Annotated in this window: 20 protein-coding genes and 1 other RNA gene; 6 read left to right on the plus strand and 15 right to left on the minus strand. The window is 67.3% G+C overall.

Going from position 1 to position 20,970, the window contains the following annotated elements; all coding sequences use genetic code 11:
* Positions 1-5: 5 nt before the first annotated feature.
* From WKC72_RS28290 to prfB, 12 genes are all read right to left on the minus strand, one after another.
* Entirely contained in the window at positions 6-1,232 is a 1,227-nt protein-coding gene (locus WKC72_RS28290) for an MFS transporter (RefSeq protein WP_370180484.1), read from the minus strand.
* Positions 1,233-1,291: 59 nt separating this feature from the next.
* A complete protein-coding gene (gene pgm / locus WKC72_RS28295) occupies positions 1,292-2,923 on the minus strand; it encodes a phosphoglucomutase (alpha-D-glucose-1,6-bisphosphate-dependent) (protein WP_370180485.1) in 1,632 nt (543 codons plus the stop codon).
* 74 nt (positions 2,924-2,997) lie between these two features.
* A complete protein-coding gene (gene crcB / locus WKC72_RS28300) occupies positions 2,998-3,342 on the minus strand; it encodes a fluoride efflux transporter CrcB (protein WP_037245293.1) in 345 nt (114 codons plus the stop codon).
* Positions 3,339-3,713, minus strand: coding sequence for a CrcB family protein (locus tag WKC72_RS28305; RefSeq protein ID WP_112299335.1), 375 nt, complete (start codon positions 3,711-3,713; stop codon positions 3,339-3,341). Before WKC72_RS28305 ends, crcB begins: the two co-directional genes overlap by 4 nt.
* Before the next feature lie 87 nt (positions 3,714-3,800).
* Positions 3,801-4,172, minus strand: a transfer-messenger RNA (tmRNA) gene (gene ssrA, locus WKC72_RS28310).
* A 95-nt stretch (positions 4,173-4,267) separates the two neighbouring features.
* Positions 4,268-5,122: a DMT family transporter gene (locus WKC72_RS28315; RefSeq protein ID WP_112299334.1), complete on the minus strand. Its 855-nt coding sequence runs from the start codon at positions 5,120-5,122 to the stop codon at positions 4,268-4,270.
* An 8-nt stretch (positions 5,123-5,130) separates the two neighbouring features.
* Positions 5,131-5,604 (minus strand): SsrA-binding protein SmpB, encoded by a 474-nt coding sequence (gene smpB, locus WKC72_RS28320; protein ID WP_005240226.1) that lies wholly within the window; start codon positions 5,602-5,604, stop codon positions 5,131-5,133.
* Between the two features lie 76 nt (positions 5,605-5,680).
* On the minus strand, positions 5,681-6,586 hold the full coding sequence (gene ftsX, locus WKC72_RS28325; protein WP_370180486.1) for a permease-like cell division protein FtsX: 906 nt from the start codon (positions 6,584-6,586) through the stop codon (positions 5,681-5,683).
* Between the two features lie 66 nt (positions 6,587-6,652).
* Positions 6,653-7,342: a cell division ATP-binding protein FtsE gene (ftsE, locus tag WKC72_RS28330; RefSeq protein WP_370180487.1), complete on the minus strand. Its 690-nt coding sequence runs from the start codon at positions 7,340-7,342 to the stop codon at positions 6,653-6,655.
* Positions 7,343-7,397: 55 nt separating this feature from the next.
* Positions 7,398-7,859 carry a hypothetical protein gene (locus WKC72_RS28335; RefSeq protein ID WP_370180488.1) on the minus strand — a complete coding sequence of 154 codons (462 nt, stop codon included), beginning with the start codon at positions 7,857-7,859 and terminating at the stop codon, positions 7,398-7,400.
* Complete coding sequence (locus WKC72_RS28340) at positions 7,856-8,752, minus strand: mechanosensitive ion channel family protein (RefSeq protein ID WP_005240218.1); 897 nt, start codon at positions 8,750-8,752, stop codon at positions 7,856-7,858. Before WKC72_RS28340 ends, WKC72_RS28335 begins: the two co-directional genes overlap by 4 nt.
* A 5-nt stretch (positions 8,753-8,757) precedes the next feature.
* Entirely contained in the window at positions 8,758-9,864 is a 1,107-nt protein-coding gene (gene prfB / locus WKC72_RS28345; protein ID WP_015890161.1) for a peptide chain release factor 2, read from the minus strand.
* A gap of 166 nt (positions 9,865-10,030) precedes the next feature.
* Here prfB and WKC72_RS28350 point away from each other — a divergent pair, with 166 nt between their 5' ends.
* From WKC72_RS28350 to WKC72_RS28360, 3 genes are all read left to right on the plus strand, one after another.
* Complete coding sequence (locus WKC72_RS28350; RefSeq protein ID WP_037245277.1) at positions 10,031-10,525, plus strand: carbonic anhydrase; 495 nt, start codon at positions 10,031-10,033, stop codon at positions 10,523-10,525.
* A 36-nt stretch (positions 10,526-10,561) separates the two neighbouring features.
* The gene (hisN, locus tag WKC72_RS28355; protein ID WP_370180490.1) at positions 10,562-11,362 is read left to right on the plus strand and encodes a histidinol-phosphatase; all 801 of its coding nucleotides are present in this window, start codon (positions 10,562-10,564) and stop codon (positions 11,360-11,362) included.
* A 152-nt stretch (positions 11,363-11,514) separates the two neighbouring features.
* Positions 11,515-13,029, plus strand: a complete 1,515-nt coding sequence (locus WKC72_RS28360; RefSeq protein WP_370180491.1) for a multicopper oxidase family protein — start codon at positions 11,515-11,517, stop codon at positions 13,027-13,029.
* Here the strand turns inward: WKC72_RS28360 and WKC72_RS28365 are convergent.
* Positions 13,026-13,661: a response regulator transcription factor gene (locus WKC72_RS28365; protein ID WP_128638993.1), complete on the minus strand. Its 636-nt coding sequence runs from the start codon at positions 13,659-13,661 to the stop codon at positions 13,026-13,028. The genes WKC72_RS28360 and WKC72_RS28365 overlap by 4 nt on opposite strands.
* Positions 13,658-14,887, minus strand: coding sequence for a sensor histidine kinase (locus WKC72_RS28370; protein ID WP_370180492.1), 1,230 nt, complete (start codon positions 14,885-14,887; stop codon positions 13,658-13,660). Before WKC72_RS28370 ends, WKC72_RS28365 begins: the two co-directional genes overlap by 4 nt.
* A gap of 129 nt (positions 14,888-15,016) precedes the next feature.
* Between WKC72_RS28370 and WKC72_RS28375 the strand changes: the two genes are divergently transcribed.
* From WKC72_RS28375 to WKC72_RS28385, 3 genes are all read left to right on the plus strand, one after another.
* Positions 15,017-16,429 (plus strand): acyl-CoA dehydrogenase family protein, encoded by a 1,413-nt coding sequence (locus WKC72_RS28375; RefSeq protein WP_037245266.1) that lies wholly within the window; start codon positions 15,017-15,019, stop codon positions 16,427-16,429.
* A 29-nt stretch (positions 16,430-16,458) separates the two neighbouring features.
* Complete coding sequence (locus WKC72_RS28380) at positions 16,459-17,664, plus strand: acyl-CoA dehydrogenase family protein (RefSeq protein WP_005240205.1); 1,206 nt, start codon at positions 16,459-16,461, stop codon at positions 17,662-17,664.
* 185 nt (positions 17,665-17,849) lie between these two features.
* Positions 17,850-19,484: an acyl-CoA synthetase gene (locus WKC72_RS28385; protein ID WP_370180493.1), complete on the plus strand. Its 1,635-nt coding sequence runs from the start codon at positions 17,850-17,852 to the stop codon at positions 19,482-19,484.
* Here WKC72_RS28385 and WKC72_RS28390 read toward each other — a convergent pair.
* Complete coding sequence (locus WKC72_RS28390) at positions 19,471-20,649, minus strand: nitrate ABC transporter substrate-binding protein (RefSeq protein WP_370180494.1); 1,179 nt, start codon at positions 20,647-20,649, stop codon at positions 19,471-19,473. The genes WKC72_RS28385 and WKC72_RS28390 overlap by 14 nt on opposite strands.
* Positions 20,650-20,970 lie beyond the last annotated feature (321 nt).

Below are 20,970 nucleotides of genomic sequence, written 5' to 3' on the forward strand. Positions count from 1 at the left end.
GCCGGTCAGACCGCCTCGACCGACACCTTGGGCGCCGGCTTGTTCGGCACGAGCAGCCAGCCCACTGCGGCGAGGAGCATGACCCCGCCGGTCACGCCGAATGCGACCGCGTACGACAGGTGCTGGGCGAGCAGACCCGCCCCGACCGGGCCGAGGACCCCGCCGACATCGGCGACCATCTGGAAGGTGGCCAGCACGGGACCACCGCGGGACTTCGCGCCCACGACGTCGGCGACCGCGGCTTGCTGCGCGGGACTCATCACTCCGGAACCGATGCCTGCGATGCCGGACAGCACCAGGAACACCAGCAGGTTCTCGCTGAGGCCCATCCCGACGGTGCTGGCGCCACACACCAGCAGTCCGATCAGGACGAACAGCTTCCGGCCGTAGACGTCGGACAACCGTCCGGACACGATGAGGACGAGCGCATTGCCGACGGCGAAGACGGTGAGGGCGATGCCTGCGAGCGCGGCGTCGCGGTGCAGTGCCTCGACGACGAACAGTGGGACCATCGCCACCCGCACCCCGAAGATCACCCCGCCGAACGCGAAATTCGAGCCGAGCGCGGCGCGGTAGACGGGCTGCCCGAGGGCCTCCCGGAGCGTCATGGCGGCTCCGGCGGCGGTGGCGTCGGGCGCCGTCAGGTGCGAACCCCGCAGGCTGACGAAGACGACCGCGGCCGCGATGACGAGGGCGATCGCGTAGATGACGAACGGAACCCGGAGCCCGAATCCGACGAGCAGCCCGCCGACGAGGGGTCCGGAGATCGATCCCATCAGGAAGCTCGTCGCGTAGAGCCCGGACACTCGACCGCGGCTGTCCACGGGTGCGATGCGGATCACCAGGCCCATCGCCGACACCGTGAACATCGTCGAGCCGATGCCGCCGAGTGCGCGGAAGACGAGCAACTGCCAGTAGTCCCCCGCGACCGCGCAGGCGGCGGTCGAGGCGGCGACGATCAGGAGTCCGGTGATGTAGACCGGCCGCTCCCCCAGTTTCTGCACGAGCCGGCCGCTGACCGGGGCGAAGACCAGGCGCATGAACGCGAAGGACGAGATCACGACGGTGGCCGCCGTCACGCTCACGTCGAAGCTGCGGGCGAATTGTGGGAGGGCCGGTGCGACGATCCCGAATCCGAGTGCGATGACGAAGCTGGCCGAGACCAGCACCCAGATTTCCGAAGGGAGCCGCGGGCTGCGCCCGGCGGGCAGCCCGGCTGCGCGAGTGTTCATAGTTGAATCCGATGGTAGGTGCCCCCGGTTCCGCGGCAGCACCTACCCCGGCCGAGTTCCTACTTCAGGACGTCGGCCACCAGTTCCCTGGCCGCCGCCTGTACCTCCGCGAGATGGTCCGGGCCTTTGAAGGATTCGGCGTAGATCTTGTAGACGTCCTCGGTGCCCGACGGCCGCGCCGCGAACCACGCCGACTCGGTGGTGACCTTCAGCCCGCCGAGGGCTGCCCCGTTACCGGGGGCACTCGTCAGCGTCGCGGTGATCGGCTCCCCCGCCAGTTCGGTTGCCGATACCTGTTCGGGCGACAGTTTCGCCAGTACCGCCTTCTGCTCCCGGGTGGCGGGGGCATCGATGCGCGCGTAGGCGGGGCTGCCGAACTGCTCTGCCAGTTCCCGGTACCGGACCGACGGTGTCTTGCCCGACACCGCCGTCATCTCCGAGGCGAGCAGGGCCAGGATGATCCCGTCCTTGTCGGTGGTCCACACCCCGCCGTCGTGGCGCAGGAACGATGCGCCCGCACTCTCCTCGCCGCCGAAGCCGAGCGAGCCCTCGAGAAGTCCGGGGACGAACCACTTGAAACCGACCGGCACCTCCAGCAGTTCACGGCCGAGGCTCCCGACCACCCGGTCGATCATCGACGAACTGACGAGCGTCTTACCCACCTTCACCGTCGAACCCCACCCCGTGCGGTGCGAGAACAGGTAGTCGATGGCCACCGCGAGGTAGTGATTGGGATTCATCAGTCCCCCATCGGGAGTGACGATCCCGTGCCGGTCCGCGTCGGCGTCGTTTCCGGTGGAGATGTCGAACCGGTCCTTAGCTCCGATCAGCGAGGCCATGGCGTCGGGCGACGAGCAGTCCATGCGGATCTTGCCGTCGGTGTCGAGCGTCATGAACCGCCATGTGGCATCGACGAGCGGATTGACGACCTCGAGATCGAGCCGATGGGTGTCGGCGATCGCACCCCAGTAGTCGACGCTCGCTCCGCCAAGCGGGTCGGCGCCGATCCGGACTCCGGCGCTCCGGATGGCATCGAGATCGAGCACGCCGGGCAGGTCGTCGATGTAGAAGCGGAGGAAGTCGTACCGCTCGGCCCGCTGGATCGCCCGGTCCGCGGAGACTCTCCGCACACCCGAGAGGTCCCGGCGGAGTAACTCGTTCGCACGGTCGGCGATGATCGTCGTCGCCTCGGAGCCTGCGGGGCCACCGTGCGGCGGGTTGTACTTGAAACCGCCGTCGCGCGGCGGGTTGTGCGACGGCGTCACGACGATGCCGTCGGCCCGCGACTCCGGGCCGCTGCGGTTGTAGCGGAGAATCGCGTGACTGACCGCGGGAGTCGGGGTGTACCGGTTCCGCGAATCGATCAGCACCGTCACGTCGTTCGCGGCCAGCACCTCCAGAGCCGACGTCCACGCCGGCTCCGACAGGGCATGGGTGTCGCGCCCGACGAACAGCGGTCCGTCGATGCCCTGGGACGCCCGGTACTCGACGATGGCCTGGGTGGTGGCCAGGATGTGTGCCTCGTTGAAGGCGTTGTCGAGGCTCGACCCCCGGTGCCCCGATGTCCCGAACACCACCTGCTGCAAGGGATTCTCGGGGTCGGGCACGCCGCTGTAGTACGCGGTCACCAGGTGCGCGATGTCTACGAGATCCTCCGGCAGTGCCACCTGACCCGCTCTGTCGTGCGCCACGAGACCTCCTGGAAATTCATCGGGATCGAACTCGACTACCCACCCATCCTGCACCCTCGCACCGGAGTCTGCCCTCAAGACGTCAATCGGAATCCCAGCCAGGCGGCGGCCAGTCCGGCCGCCACACTCGCGACCACGTAGACGACGGACGTGAGCGCCAGGCGGATCCGCAGCAGTCCCACCGATTCCACCGCGAACGTCGAGTACGTGGTCAGGCCGCCGCAGAAGCCCGTGCCCAGTAACGCGAACGTCTGCTCGGACATCGACGCCCCCGACAGCAGTCCGAGGATCAGGCACCCGGCGACGTTCACGAGGAAGGTGGCCACCGGAAAGCTGCGGTACGAGTCGACGTACCGGCCGGTGAGGTATCGCGCCGTCGCACCGAGCGCGCCGCCCAGCGCGACGAGGAGAACGGTCATGCCGCCGCCTTCCGCGCCAGCCGGTGCCGGTGACCGGCGAGCATCCCGAGCCGCGCCGCGAGCAGGGCGGGAATCAGGGTGGCCACCACGTAGAGCGTCGCGGTGACGGCGTCCTCCCGCACCGCGTCCACGGCGAACGTCGAGAACGTGGTGAAACCGCCGAGGACGCCGACTCCCAGGAACAGTCGCCACAACCGGTCCGGCCCGACCGTCTCGGCGAGGTAGCCGAGCAGCAGTGACCCGACCACGTTGATCAGAAGGACCGTCCAGATGCCCGGCCACAGCTCGGACAACAGGAATCTCGCGGACGCACCGAGCGCGCCGCCCAGCGCGACCACGGCCACGGGTTTCGTCAGGGACACGGCACACATCGTGTCACGGCGGCGGGCCGCGGAGTTTGAACTCCGCCGGGCACAAAAAATCCGGGCCGGACACCTGGTGGTGTCCGGCCCGGACCTTGGTGGAGCTGCCGGGAATTGAACCCGGGTCCTCCGCAGCAAAGCTAGGGCTTCTCCGTGTGCAGTTTGCTATGTCTCTACTTGGATCTCCCAGTCTCGCAAACAAGCCAGGATGACGATCCCAGTCGCTGTTGGTTGTCCCATTCGACTCCGCGACCGAGTCGAACGGTAAAGCCCTCTAGCTGATGCCAGTACCCGGACCGAGGGCGAACCCGGACTGACAGACACGCAGTCGCTACTTAGGCAGCGAGTGCGTAGTCGCGCTGATTGGAATCGGCGCTTATATGTTTGCAGCGACGCTTACGGTGGTCTCTTGCCTGCACCGACACGCTTCCCCTACCTCAACGTACGCAGTCGAAACCGTTCAGCCCCGTACGTGCCCCACGAGTCTCGCGGGGCCACCTAGTGTAACGCGAACCCGGTCCGGTTTCATCCCGGTTTTCGTCCCGAGTGTCGGCAGCCGTATTTCAGCTGGCCACGGCGATCATTCCGACGGCCGCGAGGGCGAGGAGCATGCCCGCCTGCTGCATTCTGCTCACCCGTTCGCCGAGCATCACCATCGCCAGCAACACGGTGGCCGCGGGGTACAGCGACCCGATCACGCTGACGAGCGACAGCAGCCCGCCCTGGAACGCGTACATCATGGCCGCGTTGGCCAGGACGTCGAGGAAACTCACGTACACGGCGAGCTTGAGGGGTTCGCCGTGCGGCAGCACGAAGTGGCCGGCGGACAACGCGACCAGCCACACCACCGCGGTCGCCGCGGCACGCGACACGGCGAGCGCCCACATCCCGCCGTCGTCACCGATCTGGTGCAACGACACGAACGAGAGCGCGAACGCGATGCCGGAACCGACCGTCAGCAGCGCCACGGTCCGGGTGAAGCGCAGCACCCTCCCCCCGGCCACCTCCCCCGCGGTCTCGTCGGGAGATTCCCGGCTGACGAGGACGACGGCGACGAGGGCCACGGCGATCCCGACGTACGCGACGGGCCCGGGCCGCTCACCGAATGCGAGCCCGATCAGCACCGGAATGCCCGCGACCAGCACGGCCGTCAGCGGCGACACCACCGACATCGGTCCCGACGCCAGCGCGAGGTAGAACCACCAGACAGCCACGCCACCGGCCGCTCCCGCGAGGGCGCCCCAGACGAGGGCGGACGAGGTGAGGGTGCCCCCGGCGAACGGGGCGATCGCGAGCACGATCAGCAGCGACAGCGGGTACGACACGATGACGACGCGAAGCGCCGCCACCCGGCGGGACGCGACTCCCCCGATGAAATCGCTCACGCCGTAACCGATCGCGGCCACGAGCGCGAGCAGGATCGATGTCAGCGCATGCCCTTGACTCGGCGGCCGAGTTCGCGGGTCACCTCACGCTCGGCGGTCCGCCTGGCCAGATCCTGGCGCTTGTCGTAGTCCTGCTTACCCTTCGCGAGCGCGAGCTCCACCTTGACCTTGCCGTCGGAGAAGTACATCGACAGGGGAACCAGGGTCTGGTTTCCCTCCCGCGTCTTGCCGACGAGATGCTCGATCTCCCGCTTGTGCAGCAGCAACTTCCGGGTACGGCGCGGCGCGTGGTTGGTCCACGTGCCCTGCGTGTATTCGGGAATGTGCAGGGAGCGCAGCCAGACCTCGCCGTCGTCGACGGTGGCGAACGCGTCGACCAGCGACGCCTTGCCCTCGCGCAGACTCTTCACCTCGGTACCGACGAGGGCGATCCCCGCCTCGTAGACGTCGAGGATGGTGTAGTTGTGACGCGCCTTGCGATTGGTCGCAATGACCTTGCGGCCCTTTTCCTTCACGTTCCGGGCCTTTCAGTCCGCGATGTCCGAGGTGAACAGTTCGTACCCTCCAGCATAGGAGAAGAAGCAAGCCGAATTATTCGCGGACGTACAAGCGCAGGGTCACGTACGCGGTGACCGCCGCCATTCCGACGCCCACGAGCACCAGCACCGGTGAGACGAACAGCACGTCGCTGTTGGAGATCCGGGCCACGATGTTGGCCTCGTACACGTCGGCGAGCACGTCGTCGATGAACATGTTCTTCGCGGTGAACAGGCCGACGATGGCGAGGACGGCACCCACCAGCGCGGCGACCACCGCCTCGAGCAGGAACGGCAACTGCGTGTACCAGCGGGTGGCACCGACCAGCCTCATGATGCCGACCTCGGTGCGCCGGGTGAACGCCGCGATCTGAACCATGTTCGCGATCAGCAGGATTGCGGCCACGGCCTGCACGATCGCGATCGCGAACGCGGCGTTGCGCACACCGTTGAGGACGCTGAAGAGCCGCTCCACCAGCTCGCGCTGGTTCAGGACGCTCTCGACTCCCGGGCGGGTGCCGAACTTCTCGTTGATCACGCCGAACCGCTCGGGGTCGCTGAGCTTGACCTTGAACGAGGCCGGGAAGCTGTCGGGGCTGACCAGTGCGGCGAGTTCGGGCTGATCCTTGAATACCCGCTCCGTCGCGTCCTTCACGGCGTCGTCCCGGTTGAGGTACTCCACCGACACCACCGACGGCGTGTCCTCCAGTTCCGTGCGCAACGTCTTGCAGATCTCCCCCTCACAACCCGGGTCCGACGTGGAGATGTCGTCGGTGAGGAAGATCTGCACCTCGACGCGGTCCAGGAAGATCTGCTGGGTCTTGCCGGCCATCTGCACCACCAGCAACCCGCTGCCGAACAGGCCGAGCGAGATCGCGGTGGTGAGGATCATCGCGATGGTCATGGTGACGTTGCGACGGAGTCCGGTCAGGACCTCACTGAAAATGAAACTGGCACGCATCGGGGAATCAGAGTCCTTCGTAGGAGACTTGGGGACAGTACTGAAGCTGGAGTGCAGGGAGGGCGGCTAACGCCCCACGCCGTACACACCCCGAGCCTCGTCGCGCACCACTCTGCCGAGGTCCAGTTCCACCACCCGACGGCGCATCGAGTCGACGATGTGGTGGTCGTGGGTGGCCATCACCACCGTCGTTCCGGTGCGGTTGATCCGTTCGAGCAGCAGCATGATGTCCTGGCTGGTCTCCGGGTCGAGGTTTCCCGTGGGCTCGTCGCACAGCAGCACCAGCGGCCGGTTCACGAACGCCCGCGCGATGGCGACGCGCTGCTGCTCACCGCCCGACAGTTCGGTGGGGAGACGGTCCGCCTTACCGGACAGCCCGACCATCTCGAGCACCTCGGGGACGGTCCGGGAGATCATCGCGCGCGGCTTCCCGATCACCTCGAGCGCGAACGCGACGTTCTCGGACACGGTCTTCTTCTGCAGGAGCCGGAAGTCCTGGAAGACGACGCCCATGCTCTGCCGCAGCTTCGGCACACGCCGGGAGGACAGCTTGTTGACGTGGAAGTCCGCGATGTGAATGTCACCCGACGTCGGCGACTCCTCCTTCAGGAGCAGTCGCATGAAGGTCGACTTTCCCGAGCCCGACGGGCCGATGAGGAAGACGAACTCGCCCTTGTCCACCTCGACGCTCACCTTGTCCAGGGCGGGCCTCGTGGAGGTCTTGTACGACTTCGACACATTCTCGACGCTGATCACGAGGAGCCAGTCTAGACGTTATCGAACAGTGACCAAATGGAGCGACGCGCGGGCGTCATCGCCCGCTCGGCGGTGTCGCCGACGTCGTCGGGACGGAAGACGTGGTCGGCGGCATGCCCGTCGGCGGCGGCGGGAACGGATTGGGAATCCCGAACGGCAACGTCGGGGTGGACGTCACCTGACTGGTCCCGGTGGGCGCCGTCTCCTGCAGGGTCGGCTCGGGTGTCGTCTCGGTGGTCGTGACCGTCTCCGACGTCGGCTCGGTGGTCGTCTCGATCTCCGACGTCGGGAGCGTGGTCTCCTGAAGGGGCGCCTCCCGGGTGGGAACGACCGCCGGAGCGACGGGTCCCTGGACCACCTCCTCGGCGGGATTGAGGTACGTGTACAGCGTGTACAGCACTACCCAGAGGATGCACAGCACCAGCGTCGACGTGCGTACCCGTCCACCGAAGATCTTCGCGGGAAGGAACGACGAGTGCAGAATCCGGTCCAGTCCGCGCCGGGGTTCGTCGGTCATCCCTCGCCCTCCGCTGCCCGGACCGTCTGGAGGTCCGGTTCGACGGTGATTCCCTGCCGTCTCATCGCGGTGGCGATGCGCACGCGCAGCGCGCGACCCACCTGGAACTGCTTACCCGGCAGGGTTCGCGCCACGACGCGAACACTGACCTCGTCGACCGTCAGACTCTCCACTCCCATCACTGTCGGCTCGTCGAGCAGTAGTTTCTTCAGTCCGCGATCCGCGAAGGCCTCGACACCGACCTGGTGCAGCACCTCGTTGACCCGGTTGATGTCCGACGTGGCCGGGACGGGAACATCGATCACCGCACGCGCCCAGTCCTTGGACAGATTGATCGCCTTGACGATCTGGCCGTTGGGAACGGTGATGACCTCACCGTCCGAGTTCCGCATCCGGGTGACCCGCAGCGTGACGTCCTCGATCACGCCCTCGGCGTCTTCCGACGATCCCGTCACCGCGAGTTGCACCGTGTCGCCGAAGCCGTACTGGCGTTCGGTGATGATGAAGAAGCCGGCGAGGATGTCCTGCACCACGCGCTGCGCGCCGAAGCCGAGCGCCGCACCGAGCACGGTGGCCGGGGCCACCAGGCTGCCGATCGGCAGGCTCAGCTGGTCCAGCACCTTCATCGTCGCGATGACATAGATGATGGTGATGATCACCCAGGTGATCACCTGGGCCACCGAGTGCCGGTGCTTGGTCGCCTCGGACCGCACGAGGGCGTCGCCCTGCATGTAGTTGCTGTCGATCCGGTCGGTGACCTTGCTGCCGCCCCAATTGACGAATCGCGCCATCAGGATGGCTCCGAGCACGGTGAGCGACACCGCGAGCCCCGTCGACGAGAGCCAGTCGAGCAGGTTCTGGGTGGGAGCGAACATCGCCGCCGTCGCTTCCATAGGTATTAGGACGCCTGATTCTCGCGCATCCGCCACCGGATGCCCGATTCGAGGAATCCGTCGATGTCTCCGTCGAGCACCGACGACGGGTTGTTGACCTCGTACTCGGTGCGCAGATCCTTGACCATCTGGTACGGGTGCAGCACGTACGACCGCATCTGGTTGCCCCAGGAACTGCCGCCGTCGCCCTTGAGCGCGTCCATCTCGGCGCGCTCCTCCTTGCGCTTGACCTCGAGCAGCTTGGCCTGCAGGACCCGCATCGCCGACACCTTGTTCTGCAGCTGCGACTTCTCGTTCTGACAGGTCACGACGATGCCGGTCGGGATGTGTGTCAACCGGACAGCGGAGTCGGTGGTGTTGACGGACTGCCCACCGGGGCCCGAGGAGCGGTACACGTCGACGCGGACGTCGTTCTCGTTGACGTCGATGTGGTCGGTGGTCTCGACCACGGGCAGCACCTCGACCTCGGCGAACGACGTCTGGCGGCGGCCCTGGTTGTCGAACGGGCTGATCCGGACCAGCCGGTGCGTGCCCATCTCGACGGACAGGGTTCCGTAGCTGTACGGCGCCTTGACCGCGAACGTCGCACTCTTGATGCCGGCCTCTTCCGCGTAGGACGTGTCGTAGACCTCGACGCCGTAGCCGTGCTTCTCCGCCCAGCGGATGTACATGCGCATCAGCATCTCGGCCCAGTCGGCGGCGTCGACGCCACCGGCGCCGGAGCGGATGTTGACCAGCGCGTCACGCTCGTCGTATTCGCCGGAGAGCATCGTCTTGACTTCCATCGCGGCGATGTCCTCGCGCAGGCTGTGCCGCTCGGCGTCGGCGTCCGCGATGGCCTCCGCGCCCTCGTCCTCGGCGAGTTCGTACAGCACCGGCATGTCGTCGAGCCGCGTCCGCAGTTCCTCGACGCGGCGCAGTTCGGCCTGGGAATGCGAGAGCTGGCTGGTGACCTGCTGGGCGTGCTCCTGGTCGTTCCACAGCTCCGGATCGGCGGCCTGGTGTTCGAGCTCGTCGATGCGGCGGCGCAACTCCTCCACGTCCAGCACCGATTCGACGGTACGGAGGGTGGTGTCGAGCTCGCTGAGGTCTGCGGATACGTCGGGATGCACGGTTCCCAAGGTTACCGGGTGCGCGCCCGGGCCCTCTCACCCCTGCTTCCCAGCCGAAGTCACCCCTTCCGATCGCGTCGAGTCAAACCCTTGCGGACCCCGGATGCACCTTGTTGCATGCACGGGTACGCACTTGTTTGTGCCGCCATTCCGGACGGAGTCGACGATGACCGTGACCGACCAGTACCTGAAGAACAACGAGGAGTACGCCGCCGGATTCACCGGGCCGCTGCCCCTCCCCCCGAGCAAGCACGTCGCGGTCCTCGCCTGCATGGACGCGCGTCTGGACGTCTACCGGATCCTCGGCATCCAGGAGGGTGAATCGCACGTCATCCGCAATGCCGGCGGGGTGGTGACCGACGACGAGATCCGGTCTCTCGCGATCAGCCAGCGACTGCTCGGCACCACCGAGATCATCCTCATCCACCACACGGACTGCGGGATGCTCACATTCACGGACGACGACTTCAAGAAGTCCATCCAGGACGAGGTCGGCATCAAGCCGGCCTGGTCGGCCGAGGCGTTCTCCGACCTCGACGAGGACGTCCGGCAGTCGCTGCGCCGCATCCAGTCCAGCCCGTTCATCACGGCGACCACGTCCCTCCGAGGGTTCGTCTTCGACGTCGCCACCGGCAAGCTCGCCGAAGTGAAGATCGACTGAGTCCGCCCCGGCGCGGTACGAGTAATCTGTGCGACCGTGACCGACCTCCACGCCGACCTGCAGCTCGCTTTCCGAATCGCCGACGAGGCGGACGCGATCACCAGGGCCCGATTCGGGGCGCTCGACCTGTCGGTCGACGACAAGCCTGACCTCACACCGGTCACCGACGCCGACCTGGCCGTGGAACGCGCAGTGCGCGCGACGCTGCAAGCCGAGCGGCCCACCGACGCCGTCCTGGGTGAGGAGTTCGGCGGCGACGCGCAGTTCGCGGGACGTCAATGGGTGGTCGACCCGATCGACGGCACCAAGAACTTCGTCCGCGGCGTCCCCATCTGGGCCACGCTGATCGCGTTGCTCGAGGACGGCGTTCCCACCGTCGGCGTGGTGAGTGCCCCGGCACTCGCGCGCCGCTGGTGGGCCGCGTCCGGCGGGGGCGCCTGGTCGACGTTCGACGGGTCCGAGCCCGCACGCCTCGCCGTCTCCTCCGTCGACCGACTGGGATCGGCCAGTCTCACGTTCTCGAGTCTGTCGGGTTGGAAGGACCTCGGCATCCGCGAACAGTTCCTCTCCCTCACCGACGACGTGTGGCGGGTCCGCGGATTCGGTGACTTCTTCTCCTACTGCCTGCTCGCCGAGGGCGCCGTCGACATCGCCGCCGAGCCCGAGGTGTCGCTGTGGGACCTCGCGCCCCTCGACGTTCTGGTGCGCGAGGCCGGCGGCCGCTTCACCAACCTCGCCGGCGCCGACGGCCCGCACGGAGGCAGCGCACTGGCCACCAACACGCTGCTCCACGACGAGGCGCTGTCCCGCCTGCGCTCGAACCGACACGGGGACTAACACAGACAACGGGTTCCGACAAGACTCCGACGGAGGAGTCCGGCTCCGCCATCCTCGGCCCCGCGGAGGACGGAACGTCGGCGTCGGTCCCGAAGAATTTCTCCTGAGCCAATTCCGCCGCGATCCGCGCGGCGACGGAACCCAGGAGAATCGTGACAGCCCTTGCAAGACGTACCTTTCTGATGGGATTGGCGGCCGCGCCGTTCGTGGTGACCGCCGCCTGCGCCTCCGGAGGATCGGAATCCGCCGCCCCCGCCCGCGGGAAATTCGCCCGGCGACTGCCGATTCCGCCGTTGGCCGCGTCCACTGTGGACGATTCCGGGGTCCGCCACTTCACGCTCACTGCACGAGCGGGCACGTCCGAGATCCTGCCCGGTCGCGGGACCCCCACCTGGGGGTACGGCGAATCGATGCTCGGCCCGACCCTTCGCGCCCGGCGAGGTGAAGCGGTCGCCTTCGCCATCGACAACGAATTGCCCGAGCCGACGTCGGTGCACTGGCACGGCATGCACGTCCCGGCCAGGTGCGACGGCGGACCGCACCAGTCGATCGAGCCCGGCGCGCGGTGGGAACCGTCGTGGACGGTGAACCAGCCGGCCGCCACGCTCTGGTACCACCCGCATCCGCACGGCTCCACCGAGAAGCACGTCTACCGCGGCCTCGCCGGACTCTTCCTCGTCGACGACGACACGACCGACACCCTCGATCTACCGAAAACGTATGGGCTGGACGATATTCCGCTGATCATCCAGGACAGGCGGTTCACCGCGGACGGTGCACTGGACGAATCGGACCCGACGGACGTCGGCCTGCTCGGCGACACGATCGTCACGAACGGAATCGCCGGCGCACACCTTCCCGTCAGCACCGGTCTGATCAGATTGCGCGTCCTCAACGGCTCGTCGGGCCGCCTCTACAACCTCGGCTTCTCCGACGAGCGCGAGTTCCACCTGATCGCGACGGACGGGGGCCTCCTCGGCGAACCGGTACCCCTTCGACGGATCCAGGTCAGTCCGGGAGAACGGATCGAACTCGTCGTCGCAGCGGGTGACGGCCGCGCCGTGATGCTGCGTTCGCATCCGATCGAGGGCCGGGGCGGCGTCGACCGCGGCGACGCCGCCGGGTACGGCCTCGAGGATACGTTCGACGTCCTCGAATTGCGCCCGGACCGCGAGCTGCTCCCCTCCCGGCCGATTCCGCCCACGCTGGCGGCCGTCCCGCGACTCGACCCGGCCACCGCTGCCGCGGAGCGGAGTTTCGAACTGCGATGGTTCATGATCAACGGGGCGCGAATGGACATGAACCGCATCGACTTCTCCCCCGTCGTCGGCACCACGGAGGTGTGGACGGTGCGCAACGTCGACAACTGGCCACACAATTTCCATGTCCACGACGTGCAATTCCAGATCGTCGACCTCGACGGCTCCCCGCCACCCCCGGCGCTGGCCGGCTGGAAGGACACCGTGTACACGCCTCCCGGAACCGAGATCCGGCTGGCGATGCGTTTCACCGACTACACCGATGCGACGTACCCCTACATGTTCCACTGCCATCTTCTGCTCCACGAGGACCGCGGAATGATGGGGCAGTTCCTCGTCCTGGAGCCAGGTCGGCGGCCGGCTCCGATGACGATGGCGATGCCGTCGGACGACCACCACGGCGGCTAGAGCCGGGTGTGGGCGAACACGGCCAGTCGAACCCGGTTGTCGCAGCCCGTCTTCTCCATCAGGTTCGCCACGTGCGTCTTCACCGTCGTGACCCCGATGTAGAGGCGGGCCGCGATCTCCTGATTGCCCAGCCCTTCCCCCACCAGCGTCAGCACTTCTCTCTCCCGCCCGGTCAGTGCGACCGACGTCGAGGAGCGCTCGTCCGGTGGTGCGGTGTCCAGCGCCCGGTCGACGAGGCGGCGAAGGAGCGCGGGGGTGAAGATCGTGTCACCGGCCGCCGTCCGGCGAATCGCGTTCAGGAGTTCGGCGGGATCGGTGTCCTTGACGAGGAATCCGGCTGCCCCCGCGGCCAGTGCGGGATAGAAGTGGTCGTCGTCGTCGAACGTGGTGAGGACCAGAACCTTCACCGCCGGGTGTGAGCTCGCGATCTGCCGGGTCGCCGCGATCCCGTCGAGTCCCGGCATGCGCAGGTCCATCAGGATCACGTCGGGTGGGCACTCGGCCACCAGCCGGACCGCGTCCAGTCCGTTGGACGCCTCGCCGACCACGTCGATGTCGTCCGTCGCCTCACACAACATCCGCAGTCCGGCGCGGACGAGCCGCTGGTCGTCGACTATCAGTACCCGTATCACTGGCCCACAACCTCATTCGTGCCGGTGTCGTCGCCGACACGACCGGGCAGCCAGGCATCGACCACCCACCCGTTCACGGTATCCGTCACTCCGAGGGTGCCGCCCGCGAGTTCCACCCGTTCGCCCATGCCGATGATGCCGTGCCCCTCCGAGTGATCCGCGGGGGTGGCGCGGTGGCCGGTGCTGGTCACCCGCAGAGCGATTCCGCCGGCGTTCGGTTCGAGTGTCACGGACACGGCACCACCGGGAGTGGAGTGCCTCATCGCATTCGTCAGCGATTCCTGCACCACACGCAGGAGGGTCAGCCGGCCGATCGCGTCGAGCCGGCCGATGCCGGGGTCGACCTCCGCCGACACCGGGAAGCCCGCCGCCCGCGTGCGGTCGACCGCAGCGGCGATCTCGATCGACAGCGCTTCGGGTTCCACCAGCGCCACGTCGCCCATCGAAGGGTCGCGCAACGCGACGAGCAGCCGCCGGATGTCGGCGAGGGCATCGGACGCGGTGCGGTGCACGTCCTCGAGCACCGAACTCGTGCGGTCGTCCACATCCGTCAGCACGTGCTGCGCCACCCCGATCCGGAGCACGATCGACGCCATGTGGTGCGCCACGAGATCGTGCAGTTCCCGTGCCAGCGCGTTGCGCTCGGCGACCACGGCGCGGGACCGGTCCTCCAGCCGGCGCGATTCGGCTTCGGCGGCGCGCAGCCGGTACGTCGCGGCGAGATCTCGTTGCGCGCGCAGATAGAGACCGAGCAGCAGCGGCAGTCCGACGTACGCGACGGTGGACACGACGGTGGCAACCCGCCAGAACGTGCCGTAGGAGTCCCACCGGAGACCTGCCACCACCGCCGCCGTCCAGCAGAGCGTGGCGGCGAGGATCGCCGGCGCCCGCCGGGCGCGCATCGCGACGTCGACCAGTGCGACCGCGCCGAGGTAGGGGACCAAATCGGAGAGCCCCCAGGCGTGCGCCGCGAACATCGGAACCGCGAGCACGGACGTGACGATCGACACCGCCAGCGGCCACCGGCCCCCGGCGGCGAACACGACTGCGGCCGTCATCGCGAGCAGCCAGTAGCTCGGGGGTACGCGGTACTCGCCGGGGAACGTGCTCGCCAGCAGCAGCAACGGCACGAGCAGGAGGGGCGCGAGACGCATGAGGGGACGCAGCCGACGAATCGCGGGGATCTCGATCACCGCTTCACCGTAGGTGAGTGGATTCGCCGCCACCTCCTCCCCGAGCAGGAGCCGGACGTTCCCCTGAAGGTCGCACCCACCAGAACTTACTCAATAGTAGACACCAACCTTACTGCTGAGTAAGATAGATCGTGTCCACGCCCGAACACCGAGAAACAGCTGGTGATCATGAGCAAGCAAGACACTGTTGCCCCCAACGACAGCGCGAAGCGGAAGCCCCGCGACACGTCCGCCGTCGGACTGAATCCGGTCAAGCGCGACGCCATGGGTGCCGCGATGCGCGTGCTGACCAAGATCACCGGTTCCGATCTGGCCGAGAAGTACAACCTGCGCCAGACGATCGACCGGGTGACCTACGAAGGCACGAAGACCGGCTTCAAGACGCTCGGCGCCGCGACCCGCGGGTTCCAGAAGGTGTCCGGCGGCGGTGCGCCGAAGCGCCTCCCCGACAACCCGACCGCCAAGGCCGGCTACTTCGATCTCACTCCGAGCGACGAGCAGCAGATGATCGTCGAGACCGTGCGTGAGTTCGCGGCCGAGATCCTGCGACCCGCGGGCCACGACGCCGACGCTGCGGCCGCCGCCCCGGCGGACCTCGTGAAGCGCGCCGCCGAACTCGGCATCACCCTCATCAACGTCCCCGAGGAACTCGACGGGGCCGCCAGCGAGCGCGGGGCCGTCACCAACTCCCTCGTCGCCGAGGCTCTCGCCCACGGCGACATGGGACTCGCCCTGCCGATCCTCGCACCGAGCGGCGTTGCCGTCGCCCTCACCCAGTGGGGCACCGACTCCCAGCAGAAGACCTACCTGCCCTCGTTCACGGGCGAGCAGGTTCCGAACGCCGCCGTGGTCGTCAACGAGCCCCGCGCACTGTTCGATCCGTTCGCATTGCAGACCAAGGCGGTTCGCTCCCCCAGCGGGTACAAGCTCAACGGCGTCAAGAGCCTCGTTCCCGCCGCCGCCTCGTCGGAGCTGTTCATCGTGGCAGCCGAACTCGACGGCAAGCCCTCCTTCTTCATCGTCGAGGCCGACACGAAGGGGCTCGTCGTCGAGGCGGACCCCAGCATGGGTCTGCGCGCCGCGGGCCTCGGCCGGCTCAACCTGACCGACGTCGCCGTGCCCGAGTCGGGTCTGCTCGGCGACGCCGACGCCGACGTGCGGAAGGCCGAGTACGCCGACGCCATCCGGCTGGCCCGCCTGGGCTGGGCGTCGCTCGCGGTCGGAACCGGACAGGCCGTTCTCGACTACGTGATCCCGTACGTCAACGAGCGGGTCGCGTTCGGCGAACCGATCAGCAACCGTCAGGCGGTCGCGTTCATGGTCGCGAACATCGGCATCGAACTCGACGGCCTGCGTCTGGTGACGTTGCGCGGGGCCTCACGCGCCGAGCAGGGGCTCTCCTTCGCCCGCGAATCGGCTCTCGCCCGAAAGCTGGCGTCCGAGAAGGGCATGCAGATCGGCCTCGACGGCGTCCAGCTGCTCGGTGGCCACGGTTACACCAAGGAGCATCCCGTGGAGCGCTGGTACCGCGATCTGCGCGCCATCGGCGTCGCCGAGGGCATCGTCCTGATCTGAGCGGCCGGATTCGAACTAAGGAAACTGTCATGATCAACCTCGAACTTCCCAAGAAGCTCAAAGCCTCCGCGAATCAGGCGCACCAGGTCGCCGCGGAAATCTTCCGGCCGATCTCCCGCAAGTACGATCTCGCGGAGCACGCCTACCCCAAGGAACTCGACACCATGGCCGCCATGGTGGAGGGACTCAACGACTCCGGTAAGGGCGCGGCCGGCGCCGCCCTCGGACGGGGCGACGAGCCGAAGGTCATCGGGAACGTCAACGGCGGCAACATGTCGTCACTGATGAACGTCATCGAAACCTGCTGGGGCGACGTGGGTCTCACACTGGCGATCCCGTACCAGGGCCTCGGCAACTCGGCCATCGCCGCCGTCGCCACCGACGAGCAGCTCGAGCGTTTCGGCAAGGTGTGGGCGTCGATGGCCATCACCGAACCCGGTTTCGGTTCCGACTCCGCCGCCGTCACCACCACCGCGGTGCTCGACGGCGACGAGTACGTGCTCAACGGAGAGAAGATCTTCGTCACCGCCGGCGAGCGCTCCACGCACATCGTCGTGTGGGCCACCGTCGACAAGACGAAGGGCCGCGCCGCGATCAAGTCGTTCGTCGTCCCGCGGGACGCGCCGGGTCTGAGCGTCGCCCGCCTCGAGCACAAGCTGGGCATCAAGGCGTCCGACACCGCGGTACTGCTGCTGCAGGACTGCCGGATCCCCAAGGACAACCTGCTCGGCACGCCGGAGGTCAACGTCGAGAAGGGCTTCGCCGGCGTCATGCAGACGTTCGACAACACCCGTCCGATCGTCGCCGGCATGGCGGTCGGCCTCGGCCGCGCCGCACTCGAGGAACTGCGCAGCATCCTCTCCGACGCCGGTGTGGAGATCTCCTACGACACTCCCGCGTACAACCAGCACGCGGCCGCCGCCGAGTTCCTGCAGCTCGAGGCCGACTGGGAAGCCGCCTACCTGCTCGCGCTGCGCGCAACATGGATGGCGGACAACAAGAAGCCGAACTCACTCGAGGCATCCATGTCGAAGGCGAAGGCCGGTCGCACCGGAACCGCCATCTCCCTCAAGGCCGTCGAACTCGCCGGCACCTTGGGCTACTCGGAGCGCCCGCTGCTCGAGAAATGGGCGCGCGATTCCAAGATCCTCGACATCTTCGAGGGAACGCAGCAGATCCAGCAGCTCATCGTCGCTCGCCGTCTGCTCGGAAAGTCGTCCGCCGAGCTGAAGTAGCAGTTCGAGAGGACTTTCATCGAGGGGTGTAGCCCCCGCCGCGCTCACCTGCGGCGGGGGCTTCTTCGTGCCGGATTCGGCTGCGCGTCACCGCGAGCGTCCGGCTTCGCCGGACCGCGTGGCTGGACCGTCGTCTTCATCTACGCTGAACGGGAAATCCGTCACTGCAGCCGGAGGGGTTCTCCATGCCAGCTCAGCATTTCCTCACCAAGATCACGGACACCGTGGGAGCTGTGCGGGTGATGAACCGCGCAGGCCTCGTTCCCTTTCCCCGCGTCGACCAGGGCGTCCGATCGATCCTGGCCGTGCGGAAGTACGGTCCGTTCGCCGGGCCCGTCCACGCGAACGCCGAGGCCGGGCTGGATGCGGTGGCCCTGATCGACGAGCGCGGACCGCTCACCTACGCCGACATCGAGGAACAGTCCAACGCCCTCGTGCGGGCGTGGCAGGCCGACGGCATCACTCCCGGTTCCGTCATGGGATGTATGTGCCGCAATCATCGCGGCCTGGTCCTCACGATGCTCGCCGCCGCCAAGAACGGCACCAAACTGGTGCTGATGAACACCGGGTTCGCCCGGCCCCAGCTCGTCGACGTCGCCGCCCGCGAGCAGGTTCAGGCCTTCGTGTACGACGACGAGTTCCACGCGGTCGCCGAGGCCCTCCCCGACGAGGTCATCGCCTATCGCTCCTGGGCGGAGGACGATTCGACGTCCGAGGTCCGCACACTCGACGACGTGATGAAGGATCGAGACCGCGGTTCGCTGCCCGCGCCGTCCACGCAGGGCGGATTCGTCCTCCTCACCAGCGGCACCACGGGCACCCCGAAGGGCGCTCCCCGCGGACACACGTCGCCCCTCGCGTCGGCCCAGTTCCTCGACCGGGTTCCGCTGCGACGCGGGCAGACGATGATGATGGCGGCCCCCGCGTTCCACGGGACCGGAGTCTCCCAGTTCGCACTCGCGCTGGCACTGGTCCAGACCGTGGTGATGCACCGCAAGTTCGATCCGGAGAACACGATCCGCCTGGTCGAGAAGCACCGGTGCGACACGCTGGTCGTCGTTCCCACCATGCTGCAGCGCATCATCGACCTCGGGCCGGGGACGCTGGCCAAATACGACACGTCGAGCCTGAAGATCATCTTCGCGGCCGGGTCCGCACTCTCCCCCGACCTCTGCAAGCGCACCACCGCCGCCTTCGGCGAGGTCCTCCACAACCTGTACGGTTCCACCGAGGTCGCCGTCGCCACCGTCGCGACTCCGGCCGATCTTGCGCTGGCGCCGGGCACCGCGGGGCGGGCACCCGTCACCTGCCACGTGGAACTCTACGACGAGTCGAGTCAACGGATCACCGAACCCGAGACCGTCGGACGGATCTTCGTCGCCAGTGGTCTCAGCTTCTCCGGATACACCGACGGTCGCGACAAGGAGCGCATCAACGGTCTGCTGTCCACCGGCGACGTCGGCCACTTCGACCGCAACGGCCTCCTCTTCGTGGACGGCCGGGACGACGACATGATCGTCTCCGGCGGCGAGAACGTCTACCCCCTGGAGGTCGAGAACCTGCTCGCCGACCGCGAGGACGTGCGCGAGGCCGCGGTGATCGGTGTCGAGGACTCCGAATTCGGCCATCGCCTCCGGGCTTTCGTGGTACCCGGTCCGGGGTCCGCGAAGGACGCCGACGAGCTGAAGGCCCACGTCAAATCCAACCTGGCGCGGTACAAGGTGCCCCGCGAGATCATCTTCATCGAGGAACTCCCCCGCAATGCGACGGGCAAGTTGCTGCGTCGCGTCCTGATCGAGATGGACGTTACGGAGAGCTGATCCCGATTGAGGGATCGGTGAACCGGTTCGTGTAGATCTGTTCCGCGGTCAGCGAATCCGGGATCGCTGCGCCCCCGGCGACGAGGATCGGTTTCAGTTCGTCGACCGTCCCCTGCACTCGCGCCATGTCGTACGTCCCCACCGACCCGTCGGCCTCGTTCGCGATCAGCCCTTCGTCCTTCAGCAGTTGCGCACTGAACTCCGCCTCGCCCTCGGTGTAGGGCGAGAACGAGGAGTCCTGGGACACGACATCCACGATGGCCTCGTTGGTGGCCTCGGGAGCGAGGACGTAGTCGGCGGTGGACTGCTGAATGATCGGCACCAGCCTCTGCAGGCACGGCGTCAGCGATTCCACCTTGTCCGCGCGAACGGAGACGTTCGACGCGTAGATGTCGAAGCCCGAGTCCTTCAGGAGGTCGTACGCGACCGGCTCGTCCCAGGCGGGAGTCTCGTACTCGTAGGTGTACGGCTCCGAGTTCGCGAAACCCTGTTGCGCGATGGCGGGATCCCCGACGAACCGGGAGGGGGCGCCGTCGTAACTCGTGTCGAGTTGCGACTCCTTCAGCAGACCCCGCGCCACCAGCCACTGGGGAAACAGCTGTTCCTTCGAGACCACCACGGAGGCATCCGACTTTCCGATGTCGGCGACCGTCCGCCAGTCCGGGTGAGTCTCCGGATCCCACATCAGGATCGCCGGGCTGTACTTCAGCAGCGGCGTCACCGCCACGACCGGTTGGCTCGCCGCGGCAGCGATCACCTGGTCCCCGTGAACCACGCCGAGTGCGATCGAATCATCCACGTACATCTGCGACGTCACCGACTGGAAGCCGATCGCCGGACCGCCTGCGCGGAGCGTCAGGTCCACACCCGTGTCCTTGCCGCCTGCCACCAGCGGTCCGGTCACGGACTTGTCGTCGGCGTCGACGGCATATCCGGGGCCGAGCATCCGGAACAGCCCACCCATGTCCGACTGCGGCTGCCACTGCAGCTGGACCACGACGTTCTCCGGGCACACCCCGGCGAGGTTCTGCGCTTCGGCGGCGGGTTCGAGGGGCACCCCGGCGGCGCTGCCGCCGTCGGACGAACTGCACGCCGAGAGGCCGAGTGTGGCCAGTACGACGGCGGACATGCCCGCCTGCCGGAAGGTCCTGCTGTTGCGGTTCATTGTTCTCCTCGCGAACACGATCGATGACGGCCGTCGCCGGGTACCGCGGAGGTGCGGTGAACACACGTGACGACCAAGGGAATTCGGTGCCGAGAGGCGCGTCGGCGACCGGTGCGCCAAGTCTGCATGCGGCGTGATTACATGCAATATCTGTTCTGTTTCATTCACGTGAACAGCAGGCTGCCCAATCATGATCACCCCGTTTTCGTCGATACTTCACCCCAGATCGACCGCATGTCACCGCGTGTTAACACTCTGCAACCCGGCAGACATGCATGCAATCTAGACTCTTATCACCGAACAGATCGATTCTTTGCATGC

The organism is Rhodococcus wratislaviensis (assembly GCF_041228765.1).
Classification (GTDB): Bacteria; Actinomycetota; Actinomycetes; order Mycobacteriales; family Mycobacteriaceae; genus Rhodococcus_F; species Rhodococcus_F wratislaviensis.